Annotated in this window: 14 protein-coding genes, 1 pseudogene and 1 riboswitch; of the genes and pseudogenes, 6 read left to right on the plus strand and 9 right to left on the minus strand. The window is 69.7% G+C overall.

Translation table 11 applies throughout. The features are described 5' to 3' along the window. The first annotated feature begins 65 nt into the window (after window positions 1-65). Genes FKR81_RS27725 through pth form a run of 3 tightly spaced genes read left to right on the plus strand, consistent with a single transcriptional unit; the run spans window position 66 to window position 1,789 of the window. Window positions 66-668, plus strand: a complete 603-nt coding sequence (locus tag FKR81_RS27725) for a 50S ribosomal protein L25/general stress protein Ctc (RefSeq protein ID WP_146356037.1) — start codon at window positions 66-68, stop codon at window positions 666-668. Window positions 669-672: 4 nt separating this feature from the next. Then, window positions 673-1,230 carry a DivIVA domain-containing protein gene (locus tag FKR81_RS27730; RefSeq protein ID WP_146356039.1) on the plus strand — a complete coding sequence of 186 codons (558 nt, stop codon included), beginning with the start codon at window positions 673-675 and terminating at the stop codon, window positions 1,228-1,230. After that, the gene (pth, locus tag FKR81_RS27735) at window positions 1,181-1,789 is read left to right on the plus strand and encodes an aminoacyl-tRNA hydrolase (RefSeq protein WP_146356041.1); all 609 of its coding nucleotides are present in this window, start codon (window positions 1,181-1,183) and stop codon (window positions 1,787-1,789) included. The genes FKR81_RS27730 and pth overlap by 50 nt, the downstream gene beginning before the upstream one ends. Here pth and FKR81_RS27740 read toward each other — a convergent pair. Then, the gene (locus tag FKR81_RS27740; protein WP_146356043.1) at window positions 1,786-3,396 is read right to left on the minus strand and encodes a fatty acyl-AMP ligase; all 1,611 of its coding nucleotides are present in this window, start codon (window positions 3,394-3,396) and stop codon (window positions 1,786-1,788) included. The two genes, pth and FKR81_RS27740, sit on opposite strands and share 4 nt — an antisense overlap. Window positions 3,397-3,552: 156 nt before the next feature. On the opposite strand from FKR81_RS27740, the pseudogene FKR81_RS43765 reads away from it, so the two are divergent. The 3 genes and pseudogenes from FKR81_RS43765 to FKR81_RS27760 form a co-directional block, all read left to right on the plus strand. Beyond that, window positions 3,553-3,657: pseudogene (locus FKR81_RS43765) on the plus strand (DivIVA domain-containing protein); the annotation flags it as partial. Between the two features lie 6 nt (window positions 3,658-3,663). Next, window positions 3,664-4,761: a DivIVA domain-containing protein gene (locus tag FKR81_RS44440; RefSeq protein WP_407936559.1), complete on the plus strand. Its 1,098-nt coding sequence runs from the start codon at window positions 3,664-3,666 to the stop codon at window positions 4,759-4,761. Then, window positions 4,761-5,141 carry an SAM-dependent methyltransferase gene (locus tag FKR81_RS27760; RefSeq protein WP_146356045.1) on the plus strand — a complete coding sequence of 127 codons (381 nt, stop codon included), beginning with the start codon at window positions 4,761-4,763 and terminating at the stop codon, window positions 5,139-5,141. The genes FKR81_RS44440 and FKR81_RS27760 overlap by 1 nt, the downstream gene beginning before the upstream one ends. On the opposite strand, the gene FKR81_RS27765 is transcribed toward FKR81_RS27760, so the two are convergent. The 8 genes from FKR81_RS27765 to rsmA all read right to left on the minus strand — a co-directional run bounded on the left by FKR81_RS27765 (window position 5,138) and on the right by rsmA (window position 13,667). After that, entirely contained in the window at window positions 5,138-5,473 is a 336-nt protein-coding gene (locus tag FKR81_RS27765; protein WP_146356047.1) for a DoxX family protein, read from the minus strand. The genes FKR81_RS27760 and FKR81_RS27765 overlap by 4 nt on opposite strands. 255 nt (window positions 5,474-5,728) lie before the next feature. After that, window positions 5,729-7,495, minus strand: coding sequence for an ABC-F family ATP-binding cassette domain-containing protein (locus tag FKR81_RS27770; RefSeq protein WP_146356049.1), 1,767 nt, complete (start codon window positions 7,493-7,495; stop codon window positions 5,729-5,731). Window positions 7,496-7,537: 42 nt separating this feature from the next. Beyond that, window positions 7,538-8,728 carry a hypothetical protein gene (locus tag FKR81_RS27775; protein ID WP_146356051.1) on the minus strand — a complete coding sequence of 397 codons (1,191 nt, stop codon included), beginning with the start codon at window positions 8,726-8,728 and terminating at the stop codon, window positions 7,538-7,540. A 196-nt stretch (window positions 8,729-8,924) separates the two neighbouring features. Then, window positions 8,925-9,890: a 4-(cytidine 5'-diphospho)-2-C-methyl-D-erythritol kinase gene (locus FKR81_RS27780; RefSeq protein WP_146356053.1), complete on the minus strand. Its 966-nt coding sequence runs from the start codon at window positions 9,888-9,890 to the stop codon at window positions 8,925-8,927. Window positions 9,891-9,946: 56 nt separating this feature from the next. Beyond that, a complete protein-coding gene (locus tag FKR81_RS27785) occupies window positions 9,947-10,711 on the minus strand; it encodes a MetQ/NlpA family ABC transporter substrate-binding protein (protein ID WP_235921803.1) in 765 nt (254 codons plus the stop codon). Between the two features lie 53 nt (window positions 10,712-10,764). Continuing rightward, complete coding sequence (locus FKR81_RS27790; RefSeq protein ID WP_146356057.1) at window positions 10,765-11,448, minus strand: methionine ABC transporter permease; 684 nt, start codon at window positions 11,446-11,448, stop codon at window positions 10,765-10,767. Next, entirely contained in the window at window positions 11,445-12,443 is a 999-nt protein-coding gene (locus FKR81_RS27795; RefSeq protein WP_146356059.1) for a methionine ABC transporter ATP-binding protein, read from the minus strand. Before FKR81_RS27795 ends, FKR81_RS27790 begins: the two co-directional genes overlap by 4 nt. Before the next feature lie 202 nt (window positions 12,444-12,645). After that, window positions 12,646-12,739, minus strand: a riboswitch (SAM riboswitch). 88 nt (window positions 12,740-12,827) lie between these two features. After that, window positions 12,828-13,667 carry a 16S rRNA (adenine(1518)-N(6)/adenine(1519)-N(6))-dimethyltransferase RsmA gene (gene rsmA / locus FKR81_RS27800; RefSeq protein ID WP_186763209.1) on the minus strand — a complete coding sequence of 280 codons (840 nt, stop codon included), beginning with the start codon at window positions 13,665-13,667 and terminating at the stop codon, window positions 12,828-12,830. Window positions 13,668-14,144: the final 477 nt, after the last annotated feature.

Below are 14,144 nucleotides of genomic sequence, written 5' to 3' on the forward strand. Positions count from 1 at the left end.
GCAGCTGAAGAATCTTGTGCTTCCCGCCCGACGTACAAGGCCAGACCTGTAAGGAGAGCCCCACCGTGTCCGAGGTCCGTCTCGCCGCTGAGCAGCGCACCGAATTCGGCAAGGGCGCAGCCCGCCGTACCCGTCGCGCCGGCAAGATCCCCGCGGTGCTCTACGGCCACGGTTCCGACCCGAAGCACCTGGCCCTGCCGGCGCTCGAGTTCGCCCGTGTCGTCCGCGAGCACGGTCACAACGCAGTCCTCACCCTCGCCATCGGTGGCGAGAACGAGCTTGCGCTGACCAAGACCGTCACCACCCACCCCCTCAAGAACTACATCGAGCACGTCGACCTCCTCCTCGTCCAGCGGGGCGAGAAGGTCACCGTCGACATCCCCGTCGTCGTCACCGGCGAGGCTCAGTCGGGCACCCTGGTCAACCAGGAGGTCATGACGGTCTCCGTCGACGCCGAGGCGCTCCACATCCCCGACCAGATCGAGGTCTCGATCGACGGTGCCGCTCCCGGCACCCAGATCCACGCCTCCGACCTGACGCTGCCGTCCGGCGTCACGCTCGCCGTCGACGGCGACGCGCTGATCGTGGCCGTCAACGACGCCCCGACCGCCGCGCAGCTCGAGGGCGAGGAGACCACCTCCGAGGCTCCGGCCGACGACGAGAGCTGAGCCCATCACGTCGGGCAGGTCTGACGGCTCGCCACCCCCGGACTCCGGGGGTGGCGAGCCGTTCCTTCGTCCGACGCAGGTGCGCACAGCCACCTTCCGCACCGTCCGCAAGGGCTACTCCCCGGACCAGGTGCACCAGGTGCTGCACATCGCGGCGGACGCCCTCGCCGGGCGGATCAAGTTCCACCCGGACCACGTGCGCACCGCCGTGTTCAAGGTCGTGCCGAACGGCTACGACCAGAAGCAGGTGGACGAGTTACTGGCGCTGCTGGAGCACCAGCTGCGCAACGGGATCGTCCCCCCGACGGGCATCGAGACCGGCGAGAAGCTGCTCGCCGTGAAGATCCCCCGCGGGGCGAACGGATACGATCGCGGTGAAGTCGACGCCTTCCTCGCCCGCGCCGCGGCCAATCTGGACGGCCGGGGCAAGATGACCGCGAACGAGGTCAGGAACTCCCGGTTCAGCACCACGTCCGGCCTGATGAACCGCGGGTACCAGGTGCGGGCCGTCGATGCGTTGCTGGACGACATCGAGCAGGAGTTGCGGTTCCGTGGACGATGAGCTGGCCCTCGTTGTCGGGCTGGGCAATCCGGGTCCCAGGTACGAAGGCAACCGCCACAACATCGGCTTCCTCGTGCTCGACGAGCTCGCCGGCCGGGTCGGCGGAAAGTTCAAGGCGCACAAGGCGGGCGCCGAGATCCTCGAGGGCAGGCTCGCAGGCAAGCGGGTCGTGCTCGCCAAGCCGCGCAGCTTCATGAACCTGTCCGGCGGCCCCGTCGCGGGCGCCATGAAGTTCTTCAAGATCGAGCCGGCCAGCGTGATCGTGGTCCACGACGAGCTGGACCTGCCGTTCGCCACGATCCGGATGAAGCTCGGCGGCGGCGACAACGGCCACAACGGACTCCGCTCCATCACGAAGTCGTTGGGCACCAAGGACTACCTGCGCGTCCGCTTCGGCGTCGACCGCCCGCCGGGCCGCATGGACCCGGCGGACTACGTCCTCAAGGACTTCTCCACCGTCGAGCGCAAGCAGCTCGCCTTGGAGATCGACACCGCCGCCGACGCGGTGGAGGCGTTGCTCGCCTACGGGCTGGAAGCCGCGCAGAACAAGTTCCACTAGACGAGCGCGGCGGCCGCCGAACGGCGAAGCTTGCCCGACGGCGTCTTCGGCAACGTGCCCGGCGGCTGGACGACGACCGCGAACGGCCGCAGTCCCACGGCGTCCACGACGCGCGCGGCGATCTGCTTCGTCAGGTCGCGCACGGCGTCCTCGTCGTCCGCGAGGCGCGACTCCACGACGACGGCGAAGCGTTCGCGCTGCGTCCCGGCGTCGAGCCGCACGGCGACGGCGTTGCCCGCGCGCACGCCCTCGACGGAGCACGCGGCGCGTTCGACGTCGGTCGGGTAGATGTTGCGGCCGCCCATGATGATCACGTCCTTGCGGCGTCCGCAGACGACGACCTGACCGTCCACGACGTAACCGATGTCGCCGGTGTTGAGCCAGCCGTCGGCGTCCTGGGTCGCGAGCGGGCCGTCGACGGTCAGGTAGCCGGGTGTGACGGCCGCGCCGCGCACCCTCAGTTCGCCGACCTCGCGTTCACCGAGCAGCTTGCCGTCGTCGTCCACCACCTCGACCTCCAGGCCCGGCAGCGGCGGTCCCAGCAGCGGGAACGCACGTCCCTCCGGCGACGGCACGGCCCGGTGCTCGGTTTCGAGCGCGTCGGCGTCCACGACGTCGACGGTCAGCCCGGTGAACAGCGGCGCGAACGCGACGCCGAGCGTGGCCTCAGCCATGCCGTAGGCGGCGAGGATCGACTCAGGCCGCAGCCCGAACCGGGCGCCCGCGTCGGTGAACAGCTTCACGGCGGCCGGGTCGATGGGCTCCGCGCCGTTCAGCGCGAGCCGCATCGTGGACAGGTCGAACGTGTCCGTCGAGCTGGCCAGGCGGCGGGCGACGATCGCGTAGGCGAAGTTCGGCGCCGCGGTGATCGTGCCCTTGTGCCGGGTGATGAGGTCCGCCCACAGCGTCGGGCGGGACAGGAAGTCGACCGGGGTGACCTTGACCAGTTCGAGCCCGAACAGCATCGGCACGGTGAGGAAGCCCACCATGCCCATGTCGTGGAAGAGCGGCAGCCACGACACCATCACGTCGTGCTCCGGGTCGAGGCCCGCGGCGACCCTCATGCCCAGGGCGTTCGACATGAGGTTTCCGTGTGTGATGCGCACGGCTTTCGGATCCGCGGTCGATCCACTGGTGAGCTGGAGCAGAGCCGTGGCATCCTCGGAGACAGGGACAGGTTCGGCGATCGGTTCGCCGTCGAGGTCGTCGATCTTGCGGTAGGCGATGCCGTGCTCGTCCAGCACGCCCGCGAGTGCGTCGAACGGGCGGCCGAGCAGCACGAGCGTCGAGCCGATCATCGACAGCACCTTGAGCGTGTCCTCGGCCCATTCGGCGAGGTCAGTGCGCGCGGTCGGCTGGTGGAGCATGGTGACGCTGCCACCGCGCAACCACGCGGCCTGGACGGCGGGTGCGATCGAAGCGGGCTCACCGGCGAGCACGGCGATGGCGGTTCCGGCAGGTACGTCGAGCGCGCCGGCGACGCGTTTGGCGTGCTCGTGCACCTCGCTCCAGGTCCTGCGGACGGGGGCGGCGGGCTCGCCCGTCGTGATACCCCGGTCGCGACCACTGGTGGCGGTCGCCAGCATCATGTCCACGAACTGACTCATGTTCACGGAGCCTAGTGGCGAGTGTTGCTCCGTCAGGGCGAAACACCTCGCCACCGAGCACGCGATACTCCCCGTAACAGGGGCACGAGGAGGTCATTGGTGGATCGGGCCGGTTACGAACAACGGCAGCACGCTGCGCCAGCTCATCCAGCACCTCTGCTCACAGCACAGGATGTCGCGCAGGTCGCGTTCCACCGCCCACCGCGCGGGGAGCGCGGCTACGACGCGGGCGAAGTCGACGCGTTCCTCGACCTCGTCGAGGACACCATGCGCGGCAAGGACTTCCTGAGCCGCGAAGACGTGCTCAAAATCAAGTTCAGCCCGGCTGGCGGCAAGGACCCCGGTTACGACGTCAACGAGGTCAACGTGTTCATCCAGCTGGTAGCGGACACGTTGCGGTCGACTCCGCAGCGTCAGCAGAAGTCCGCACCGGCGCAGGGCGCGCACGCCACGTCGTCCCGCCTGACGCCCGCCATGCGGCTGACCCCGGAAGACGTTGCCGCCGTGCGGTTCCACAAGCCGCGAGCAGGCACGAAGGGCTACCACGAGGGCCAGATCGACGCGTTCCTCGACCGCATCGAGGCCACCCTGCGCGGCGAGGACGAGCTCACCTCGGAGGAAGTGCAGAACACCGAGTTCAGCCCCGCCGCGGCCGGGACGTACGGCTACGACGAGGAGGACGTGGACACGTTCCTCGACCTGGTCGTGGTCATGTTCGAGACCGCACCGCCACCCCGCCGTCCCGTCGCCCCGCCGCCGGTTGCGGCTCCGGTTCCGGCGCCGGTGAAGCCGGTCGCGGCCAAGGCGCCCACGCCTCCGCCGCGCAGACCGGACGGGCCGAAGCTGACCCCGCAGGACATCCGCGACGTCGGTTTCCACCGCCCGCCCCGCGGCCGCCGCGGCTACCAGGAGTCGCAGGTGGACGCGTTCCTGGACCGCATCGAGGCCACCATGCTCGGCAGGGACAACCTGACCGCGAAGGACATCCGCGACGCCAGGTTCAGTCGTCCGCTGATCGGCAGACGGGGCTACGACGAGTCCGAGGTGGACGCCTTCCTCGCACGCGTCGAGAAGCAGCTGTCCGGCCCGGTGCGCTCGATTCAGCCGGTCCGCTCGTGGAAGGAGTTGCGCCAGCTCCGCATCCCCACCGCACCACCCGGCCAGCGCGGCTACCGCATCGCCCAGGTCGACCGCATGCTCGAGGAGATCGGCGTCGCGCTGGACGGCATGCTCGGCGCGTCGTCCGAAGAGGTCGCGAAGGCCAAGTTCACGTACTCGCTGCTGACCGGCCAGGGCTACGACAGCTCGTTCATCGACGAACTGCTCCCCATGCTGGCCGCGGAGCTGAGGCGCCGGGGCCGCTGATGAGCGCCCGTCTCGCGGCAGTGGTCTCGCAGCTGGAGGTCCGGCCGTCCGACCACGTGCTCGAGATCGGCTGCGGCCACGGCGTCGCGGCGTCCCTGATCTGCGAGATCCTCTCCGGCGGCACGCTCACCGCGGTCGACCGCTCGGCCAAGATGGTCGAGGCGGCGACCCGCCGCAACCGCGCTCACGTCGTGTCCGGCAGGGCCGAGTTCCTCGTCGCCGACCTGGAGGACCTGCGGCTCGGCGACCGCCGCTTCACCCTCGTGTTCGCGGTCCGCGTCGGACTGTTCCACCGGGAACCCTCACAAGCCCGCGCGTACGTCGAGCCGTGGCTGGCACCGGACGCGAGGGTGCTGTCCTTCTTCGACACTCCCGGCTAGAACACCAGCGCCGCGACCACCGGCGCCATGTACAGGAGCGGGAACGCCACGTGGCCGTACGAGCGGGCCCTCAACACCGTGATGGCGGCTCCGGTGAAGTACAGGACGAGCCCGATCCCGGCCGCGATCCCGATGACTGGCACGAACAGCCCTGCCACCAGGCCGGCCGCGCCCGCCGCCTTCGCCGCGCCGAGCCACGGCCACCACGCGGCAGGCACGCCGTACGCGGCCAGCGGATCCACGACCCACGTTGCGCGGATGAAGATCGAGAACGCCGAGAAGGCCGCCATCGCGGCGCCGACGAGGGTGAGGACGACGTGGGTGGTGGACATCTGGGCTCCTCGGTCAGGGGTGACTACACCGCACTGACCCACCAGGCTTGGCGAACGTGACCGCGCTTGGGCGTGACAGCCGTCACGCCGAGGTCGACCTGCCGCCACAGCCCACGCCGCTGCAGCTCATGCCGCGCTAGCGCAGAGGTCCCCGCCAGGGGGTCCCCTGCTTTGATTCTCCCAGCCGACACCGACAGTTCCGGTGCCGAATGCGCACCAAGAGCCCGAACTCGCCGAAAAGAATTCGGCAAGCGGTCAGCCCTCGACGACCTCGGCGGCTTCCATCCACTGAGCCTCGACGTCCGACAGTTCGGCCAGGACGGTCTTCAACTCAGCGCCCAACGACAGCAGCTTGTCCGGATCGGTAGCGGCCTCGGCAAGCGCGGAGTGCAGCGAAGCTTCCTTCTTGTGCAGCTGCTCCAACCGCCGCTCCAACCGAGCCAGCTCCTTGCGCGCGGCACGCTGGTCGGCCGCGTTGGACGGCGCCTTGTCCACAACAACCGGACCGACCTCGCGGTCCCGCAAGGAGTCCCGCCGCAGCAGGTACTCCTCGATACCGCCGGGCAGCGAGGTCAGCTTGCCGTCACCGAACAAAGCCACGACCTCGTCGCACACGCGCTCCACGAGGTACCGGTCGTGCGAGATCACGACCAGCGTGCCGGGCCACGAGTCGAGCAGGTCTTCGAGCTGCTGCAACGTGTCGATGTCCAGGTCGTTGGTCGGCTCGTCGAGCAGCAGCACGTTCGGCTCGGCCATCAGCAGCCTGCACAGCTGCAGACGCCGGCGCTCGCCGCCGGACAGATCGCCGACGGGCGTCCACTGCTTCTGCGACGAGAAGCCGAACCGCTCGCCCAGCTGCGACGCCGACATCTCGTACTTGCCGAGCACGACGCGGCGGGCGATCTCCTCGATCGCCTCCAGCACGCGCATCGAGCCGTCCAGGTCCTGCAGCTCCTGCGACAGGTGCGCGAGCTTCACGGTCTGGCCCTGGATCCGCTTGCCCGTCTCGGCTTCCAGCTCACCGGCCAGCAGGCGCAGCAGCGTCGTCTTGCCGGAACCGTTGACACCGACCAAGCCCATGCGGTCACCGGGACCGATGCGCCACGTCAGGTCGCGCACGAGCACGCGGTCCGGAATGGACAGTGACACGTCCTCGAGCTCGAGGACCGTGCGACCGAGGCGGCGCTTGGCGAACGCCATCAGCTCCACGGTGTCGCGCGGCGGGGGCACGTCCGAGATCAGCGCCTCGGCCGCCTCGATGCGGTAGCGGGGCTTGGACGTGCGTGCGGGAGCACCGCGGCGCAGCCAGGCGAGCTCCTTGCGCGCCAGGTTCTGCCGCTTCTCCTCCAGGGTGTTCGCGAGACGAGCGCGCTCGGCGCGGGCGAAGATCCAGTCCGCGTAGCCGCCCTCGTACTGCTCCACCTTGCCCTGCACCACTTCCCAGGTGCGGTTGCAGACGGTGTCGAGGAACCACCTGTCGTGCGTCACGACCACCAGGGCGCAGCGGCGCGCGGTCAGGTGCTCGGCCAGCCAGCGGACGCCCTCGACGTCGAGGTGGTTGGTCGGCTCGTCCAGCACGACGAGGTCCAGATCCTGAATCAGCGCTGCCGCGAGTGCGACGCGGCGGCGCTCGCCACCGGACATCGTGGACACCACGGAGTCCAGGCCCAGCGCGGTGATCCCCAGTCCGTCCAAAATGGACCGCACGCGGGCGTCGGACGCCCACTCGTGCTCCGCGTCGTGGCCGAGCGGGTCGATGACCGCGTGCCGCACGGTCGAGCCCTCCGGCAGCTCGGTGCGCTGGGTCACGACCGCCATGCGCAGGTCGCGCGTGCGGGAGACGCGGCCGTCGTCCGGCGGCTCGATGCCCGCCAGCACTTCGAGCAGCGTGGTCTTGCCGCCACCGTTGAGGCCGACCACCCCGATCCGGTCGCCCTCGTTGACACCCAGCGAGACCCCGTCCAGCAACGGGCGCACGCCGAACGACTTCGAGACGGACTCCAGGTTGACCAGGTTGGCCATCAAAACCTCACGACTAGACGAAACTGCCAGCCTGAAGGCTACCTAGAAGGGCCAAAGCCCCTGCTCACCCGTCTCCAGAAGCCCGATCGCCCGGAACGCGGACTCCGAGAGCCCGTCGTAGCAGTACCTGTTCGGCACGCTGACCGACGCCGGGCCGGACCGGCCGAGGCTCCAGACGTGCAGCGGCACGGACCTGGGCACCGCCCGGTGCAGCGGGCCGTCGATGTCCTGCTCCCCGGTGACGACCACGACCCGGTCGTGCCGACGGAACCACTTGCGGATGACTCGCACCACGTCGTCACGGCGCAGGAACCCGCCGCCGCGTCGCCACCGCACGATCTGCGCGTGCTCGCAGTTGCTCGCCAGCAGGTCAGCGCCCCGCTCGAACCCGGCCGCGGTGTCGATCAGCACGAGGGTGTGGCCGGGCACCCGCGGCACGGAACGGCCGGCGGGCGCCCGCACGTCGCCCAGTCCGGCCTGCTCGAGCTCGGGGAGCGAACGCAGCAGCTGGCGGTCGGTCATCGTCGGCAGCAGGACCTCCCACTCCGCCGCGGTGAGCTGCCGCTTCAGCCAGCCGTGCACCGAGACCCAGGTGATGCCCCCGTCCGCCACGGCCGCGGCGTCGAGCCGACGCGAGCGGACGGGCACCGCGGACAACGCCGCGCGAGCCCGCACGACCGCCAGCTCGGCCGGGATCTCGGCGTTGCGGCGGTACCTGCGGTCGACGGCGTAGGAGAACAACGCGGCCTGGTGGGCGTCGACCGGAGCCGGGTGCACGCGCGCGAGCACGTCGCCGAACCGGATGCTGAGTGAGGAGCCGTCGTGGGCGAGCAGCGACCGCTCGGTGTAGAGGCGGCGGACGGCGTCGGCGACCCCGCGCTTCAACGGTTTCGGCAGGGTGCGTCCGTGCCAGTGGTTCCAGTACGCCAGCAGCCAGCCCGGCTCGTCGGCCTGGCGCAGCACGGAGTCGACGACCTGCCGGGACAGACCGTGCTGACCCGCGGCACGCCGGGCAGCGACGAACTCGGCCGCACCGATGAACGCGCTGGACACCAGGTCCGCCTCGTGCCGCACCCAGCGCAACAGCCGGGCCGTCCACTCCGGATCGTCGACGGCGCACCGGCGCACCAGCTCGACGTAACGGGCGAGGTGGGCGGCGTTGTACACGGGGTCGTCGCTGACGAGGTGCGACGCGGCGATCAGGAACAGCTCGGTCTTGGTCGATCTGCCCACGTTCGCCCCCTCACAGCAAAAGACCACACGTGCCCCGAGATCGGAGTTGGCTCTCGGCCGGACGGGGTTTACCGACCCGCCCCGCGCCACTGACCAAGCCCGCGGAGACCCGCGAGACCGCGCACCGGGGCACGTGTGGAGCTTCCGGAGAAGCCGGGAGAACTGTAGATCGGCGGATTCGACTGCCGCAGCCGGATCAAGCGTGCACCTCGGGCGGAATGGGACGCGGCGCCTCCTCGGTCGAGATGACCTTCGCACCGGGCACCGGCCCGGACGCGACGCGCACCGTCCGGCACACACCCGCTCCGGCCAGCTCGGCGGCCACGCGCACCGCGGCGTCGCTGTCCGTGCAGAGGAACGCGCACGTGGGCCCGGAGCCGGACACGATGCCCGCCAGCGCACCCGCGCTCACGCCCGCGCGCAGCGTGCGGCGCAGGTTCGGGCGCAGCGACACGGCGGCCGCCTGGAGGTCGTTGCCGAGCAGCAGGGCGAGCTGGCGCGGGTCGCCGGACGACAGGCCCTCCAGCACCGCCTCGACCTCGCCGACGCGCGGCGGGTCGCCCTCGCGGCGCAGCCGGTCCAGCTCGTCGAAGACGTCCGGCGTCGACAGGCCGCGCCGGTCGAACGCGAGCACCCAGTGGAACTGGTGTCGGGCCAGCACGGGCACGATCCGCTCGCCGCGGCCGGTGCCGAGCGCGGTGCCGCCGTACAGCGCGAACGGCACGTCCGCGCCGAGCTTCGCGGCCAGCCCGGCCAGCTCGTCACGGCTGATCTCCAGCCGCCACAACGCGGCCAGACCGACGAGCGTGGCGGCGGCGTCCGCGCTGCCGCCCGCCATGCCGCCCGCGACCGGGATGGCCTTGCGGATCACGACCCGCACCTTCGGGTCTTCCGGGTCCTTGCCGACGTGCGCGGCCAGCACCCGGACCGCGCGCCAGGCGAGGTTGGAGGCACCGGTGGGCACCGAGTCGGCGCCCTCGCCGTGCACCTCCACTCCAGGCTCGTCGGCGACCGCGACTGTCACCTCGTCCACCAGCGACAACGCTTGGAAGATGGTGACCAGGTCGTGGTAGCCGTCCTTGCGCACGTCGCCGACAGCCAGGTGCAGGTTGACCTTGGCCGGGACGCGGACCGTGACAGGGGGTGGGACTACAGCGAGCACCACGTCAGCGTACGGGCGTTCGGGTGGTCCACACGTATCCCCTGGTCACAGTGATCTCATACGGCGATGACGGAACCGGCGAAGGTCGACTTGATGTAGTCCTTCACCTGAGGCGACCCGAGCAGCTCGGCGAGCTTGCGGATCCGCTCGTCACCCTTGAGCTCGGCCCTGGTGACCAGGCCGTTCGCGTTCGGGTTGCCCTCGGCCTCCTCCAGCGCGAGCGCGTCGGTGGCCGGCTTGAGCTGGGCGTCGATCGCGTAGTTGCCGTTGATCACCGACGCGTCGGTGTCCTCCAGCGACCGCGGCAGCTGCGCGGCTTCGAGCGTGACGAACTGCAGGTTCTTCGGATTGTCCGAAACGTCCCGAACGGACACGTCCGCACCGGACTTGCCGAGCTTGATCAGACCGTTGGCCTCCAGCAGCCGCAGCCCGCGCGCCTCGTTCGTGGCGTCGTTGGCCAGGCCGACCTTCGCGCCGGACGGCAGGTCGCTCAACGACTTGTGCTTCTTGGAGTAGACGCCGAGCGGTTCGATGTGGACCGGCGCGATCCACTCGACCTGCGCGCCGCTCTGGCCCTTGAACGTCTCCAGGTACGGCACGGTCTGGAAGTAGTTGGCGTCGAGCGAACCGTCGACCAGCGCGGTGTTGGGCTGGACGTAGTCGGTGAACTCGACGACCTCGATCTTGAGGCCCTTCTCGGCGGCGAGGTTCTCCGCGACGTAGCGCAGGATCTGCGCGTGCGGGACGGGCGAGACGCCGACCTTCAGCGCGTCGGTCGACGAGGCGGTCGAGCCACCCGCGGAGCAGGCCGTGGACAACAAGAGGGCAGCCGAAATCAGGGCAGCACGAATACGCATTACGTTCCTTGTGAGAGTTAGACAGAAGCGTGCCGGCGTCGGTCGGACGCACGAGCGGCACGGGTGAAGCCGAACTGGATGACGGTGGTCAGCACCGCGAGCCACGCGACGGTGCTCCACAGGAGGCGGGCGTTGAACCGCTGGTAGCCCTCGCGGATGGCGAGGTCGCCGAGTCCGCCGCCACCGATCACACCCGCCATCGCGGAGTACCCGATCAGCGCGATCACGGTCACGCCGATCGCGTTGATCAGCGCGGGCAGCGACTCGCGGATCAGCACGCTGCGCACGATCCGCACCGTCGACGCACCGGTCGTGACGGCCGCTTCGACGACCGACACGTGCACCTCGGACAGGATGTTCTGCACGAGCCGCCCGACGAACGGGATTGCGCCGACGGACAGCGGCACGATCACCGCGCTGGTGCCGATCGACGCGCCGACGACGAGCCGGGTGACCGACATCAGCGCGACGAGCAGCACGATGAACGGCATCGAGCGGCCGAGGTCCGTGACGAAGCTGAGCACCCGGTGCAGGTTCGCCTGCGGCCGCAACCCACCTGGCGAGGTGAGCTGCAGCCACACGCCGACCGGAATGCCGAACAGGGTTGCGATCAGGGTGGCGACGCCGACCATGTACAGCGTCTCGCCGGTGGCCTCGACGAGCCGGTTGAGCACGTCGGACCAGGGTGTCGCAGACCTCACGCAGCTACTCCCTGCGGACCCTTCAGCGTCCGGCGCACGACGCCACCCGCCTCGGAGATCCACTCGAGCGCCGAGTCGGCCCGCTCACCGGTGATGCCGAGGCGGAACCGCGCGACCGGCGTCTCGGCGAGCCGGGTGAGCCCGCCACCGAGCAGGTTCACCTCGACGCCGAACCGGTGCGACGCCTCGGGAAGCAGCGCGCCGACGGCAGCGAACCCGACGAGCACGACGTCCGCGACGCGGTCGAAGTTGCTCTCGTTCACCGGGTTCAGGTCGACCGCGGGCAGCAACGCGGAAGCGGTGCGGCTGTTCGAGTCGCCGATCAGGTCGAGCAGCTTGCCGTTCTCGACGACCCGCCCCTCTTCGAGCACCGCGACGTCGTCGCAGATCTTCCGCACCACAGCCATGTCGTGCGTGACCACGAGAACAGTGACACCCAGCTCAGCACGGGCCCGGTCGAGCACCGTCAACACAGACCCGGTCGTCTCGGGGTCGAGCGCGGACGTCGGCTCGTCGGCGAGCAGCACCGACGGCCCGGCGGCGAGCGCACGCGCCACGGCGATCCGCTGCCGCTGCCCACCGGACAGCTGGTCGGGGTAACTACCGGCCTTGTCGGTGAGCCCGACGAGGTCGAGCAATTCACCAACCCGGCTGCGCCGCTGCGGTCCGGGCACGCCGGCCGACTCCAGCGGCAACGCGATGTTGCCGGCGGCGGTCCGCTGCCGCAGCAACGAATCCCCTTGCGGCACAACACCGATCTGCCGCCGAGCGTTGCGCAGGGCAGTACCGCCGAGCGCGGTCAGGTCGGTCCCGTCCACCCGGATGGCACCGCTGTCCGGCCGCTCGAGCAACGCGACGCACCGAGCGAGCGTGGACTTGCCGGCACCGCTGGGTCCGACGACCCCGAGCACGCTGCCGGACTGGACGTCGAGGCTGACGCCGTTCAGGACAGGAATGCCCTGGAAGGACTTGGTGAGGTTCTCAACTGTGATCACTGTTTCGCTCCACGAATGCGCGCGGCACCGCACGCCCCAGGGCGTGTGCTGGCCGGAGTCCTGCTAGAGAAGCGTCCGAAGTGGACGACGAAGACCTAGAGAAGGCGCCTTAGACGAGGTGGCGACGACAGGCAGAAGCGGTACGGCGGCACTGGTCGACGACTCGCCGGCGCGTGAGCATTCGCTGCGTGTGCACTGTGATCCTCCATCGCTCCTGGCGGTAGCACCTGCCCACATCGAGTGGGTGGTTGCTGCGACGTCGTAGAGCCAGGTCTCTCAGTCGCTCGGGATGGCACTTCGAAGTGAACCCGACAGGACTAGCCGAACGCAAGCCAAAATTGGGATCGTTCGTCAGATCACACTGTTGGCCGAAGGATCAAGCGCTCAGACCTCGGCTATCCGGACGAAGTCTCTGACGCCCAGTTGCTCACCCCTCAGGCCGGGGTCAACCCCGGCCTTACGAAGCCTCACTTCAGCCTCAGCAGCACTACCAGCCCACCCCGCGAGCGCCGCCCGCAACGTCTTCCTGCGCTGCGCAAACGCCGCGTCCACCAGCGCAAACAGCTTCTCCCGGTCCACATCGGACACCAACTCGTCGTGCCGCGTAAATGCCACCAACGCGGAGTCGACGTTGGGCACCGGCCAGAACACGTTGCGCCCGACCATCCCGGCCTTCTTGGCCTCGGCGTACCAGGCGAGCTTCACACTGGGCACGCCGTAGATGCGACTACCAGGCGCGGCGGCCATCCGGTCCGCAACCTCGGCCTGCACCATCACCAGCCCCTTGCAGAGGGAGGGCAACTCGGCCATGAGGTGCAGGACGACAGGTACCGCCACGTTGTACGGCAGGTTCGCAACCAACGCGGTCGGCTCCGCAGGCAGGTCACCGACCGCGACCTTCATCGCGTCTTTGAGCACCACGCTCAACCGACCCGCCAGCTCAGGCGCCTGCTCCCGCGCGGTCTGCGGCAGCCGAGCGGCCAGCACCGGGTCGATCTCGACCGCGACGAGCTCCTTGCAAGCGGGCAGCAACGCAAGGGTGAGCGACCCGAGCCCAGGCCCCACCTCGAGCACGACGTCCTCGGGAGACAACTCAGCCGAGGCCACGATGCGCCGCACCGTGTTGGGGTCGTGCACGAAGTTCTGCCCCAACTTCTTGGTGGGCCGGATGCCCAACTCAGCGGCAAGCCTGCGCACGTCGGCGGGTCCCAGCAAGTTCACCAGGGCATTCTCTCACCACTGACGACGAACACCGCCCAACAGGGGCGACGCCGAAGGCGAGCCGACCAAGGCACGATGCCGAAGGCGAGCACCCCAAGCCCGCGATGCCGAAGACGAGCCGCCCCAAAGCCCGCGATGCCGAAGGCGAGCCGTCCCAAGCTTGTAGTGCCGAAGGCGCAACAACCACAGGTGGGGGCGGTCTCCGTACGGCGCAGGCGAAGCCCTGCCGCATTTCAGGGTGGGGGTCAAGACGTCTTTTTGTCTTGACCCCCACCCTGAAATGTGGCTGCCTCTGGTGCGCCGTACGGAGACCGACACCACCAAGGCGACCCACTACGGAACCCAGCCCGAGGCCTCCGGTGGTGCCGGGGTCCGGGGCGGAGCCCAGGCGGGGGCAAGGGGCGGATTCGAGGGATCGTTGCAACACGCATGATCAACTGGCTTCGGTCAGGAGCTTAGCCAGGCGCTCGGCTGGGGTGT

It is taken from the genome of Lentzea tibetensis (assembly GCF_007845675.1).
GTDB lineage: Bacteria > Actinomycetota > Actinomycetes > Mycobacteriales > Pseudonocardiaceae > Lentzea > Lentzea tibetensis.

Bases quoted from the DNA above. Each gene is read 5' to 3' on its own strand.
- FKR81_RS27740 (WP_146356043.1), bottom strand. From the start codon at position 3,396: ATGAGTCAGTTCGTGGACATGATGCTGGCGACCGCCACCAGTGGTCGC.
- FKR81_RS27760 (WP_146356045.1), top strand. From the start codon at position 4,761: ATGAGCGCCCGTCTCGCGGCAGTGGTCTCGCAGCTGGAGGTCCGGCCG.
- FKR81_RS44440 (WP_407936559.1), top strand. From the start codon at position 3,664: ATGCGCGGCAAGGACTTCCTGAGCCGCGAAGACGTGCTCAAAATCAAG.
- FKR81_RS27765 (WP_146356047.1), bottom strand. From the start codon at position 5,473: ATGTCCACCACCCACGTCGTCCTCACCCTCGTCGGCGCCGCGATGGCG.
- pth (WP_146356041.1), top strand. From the start codon at position 1,181: ATGCGTTGCTGGACGACATCGAGCAGGAGTTGCGGTTCCGTGGACGAT.
- FKR81_RS27770 (WP_146356049.1), bottom strand. From the start codon at position 7,495: ATGGCCAACCTGGTCAACCTGGAGTCCGTCTCGAAGTCGTTCGGCGTG.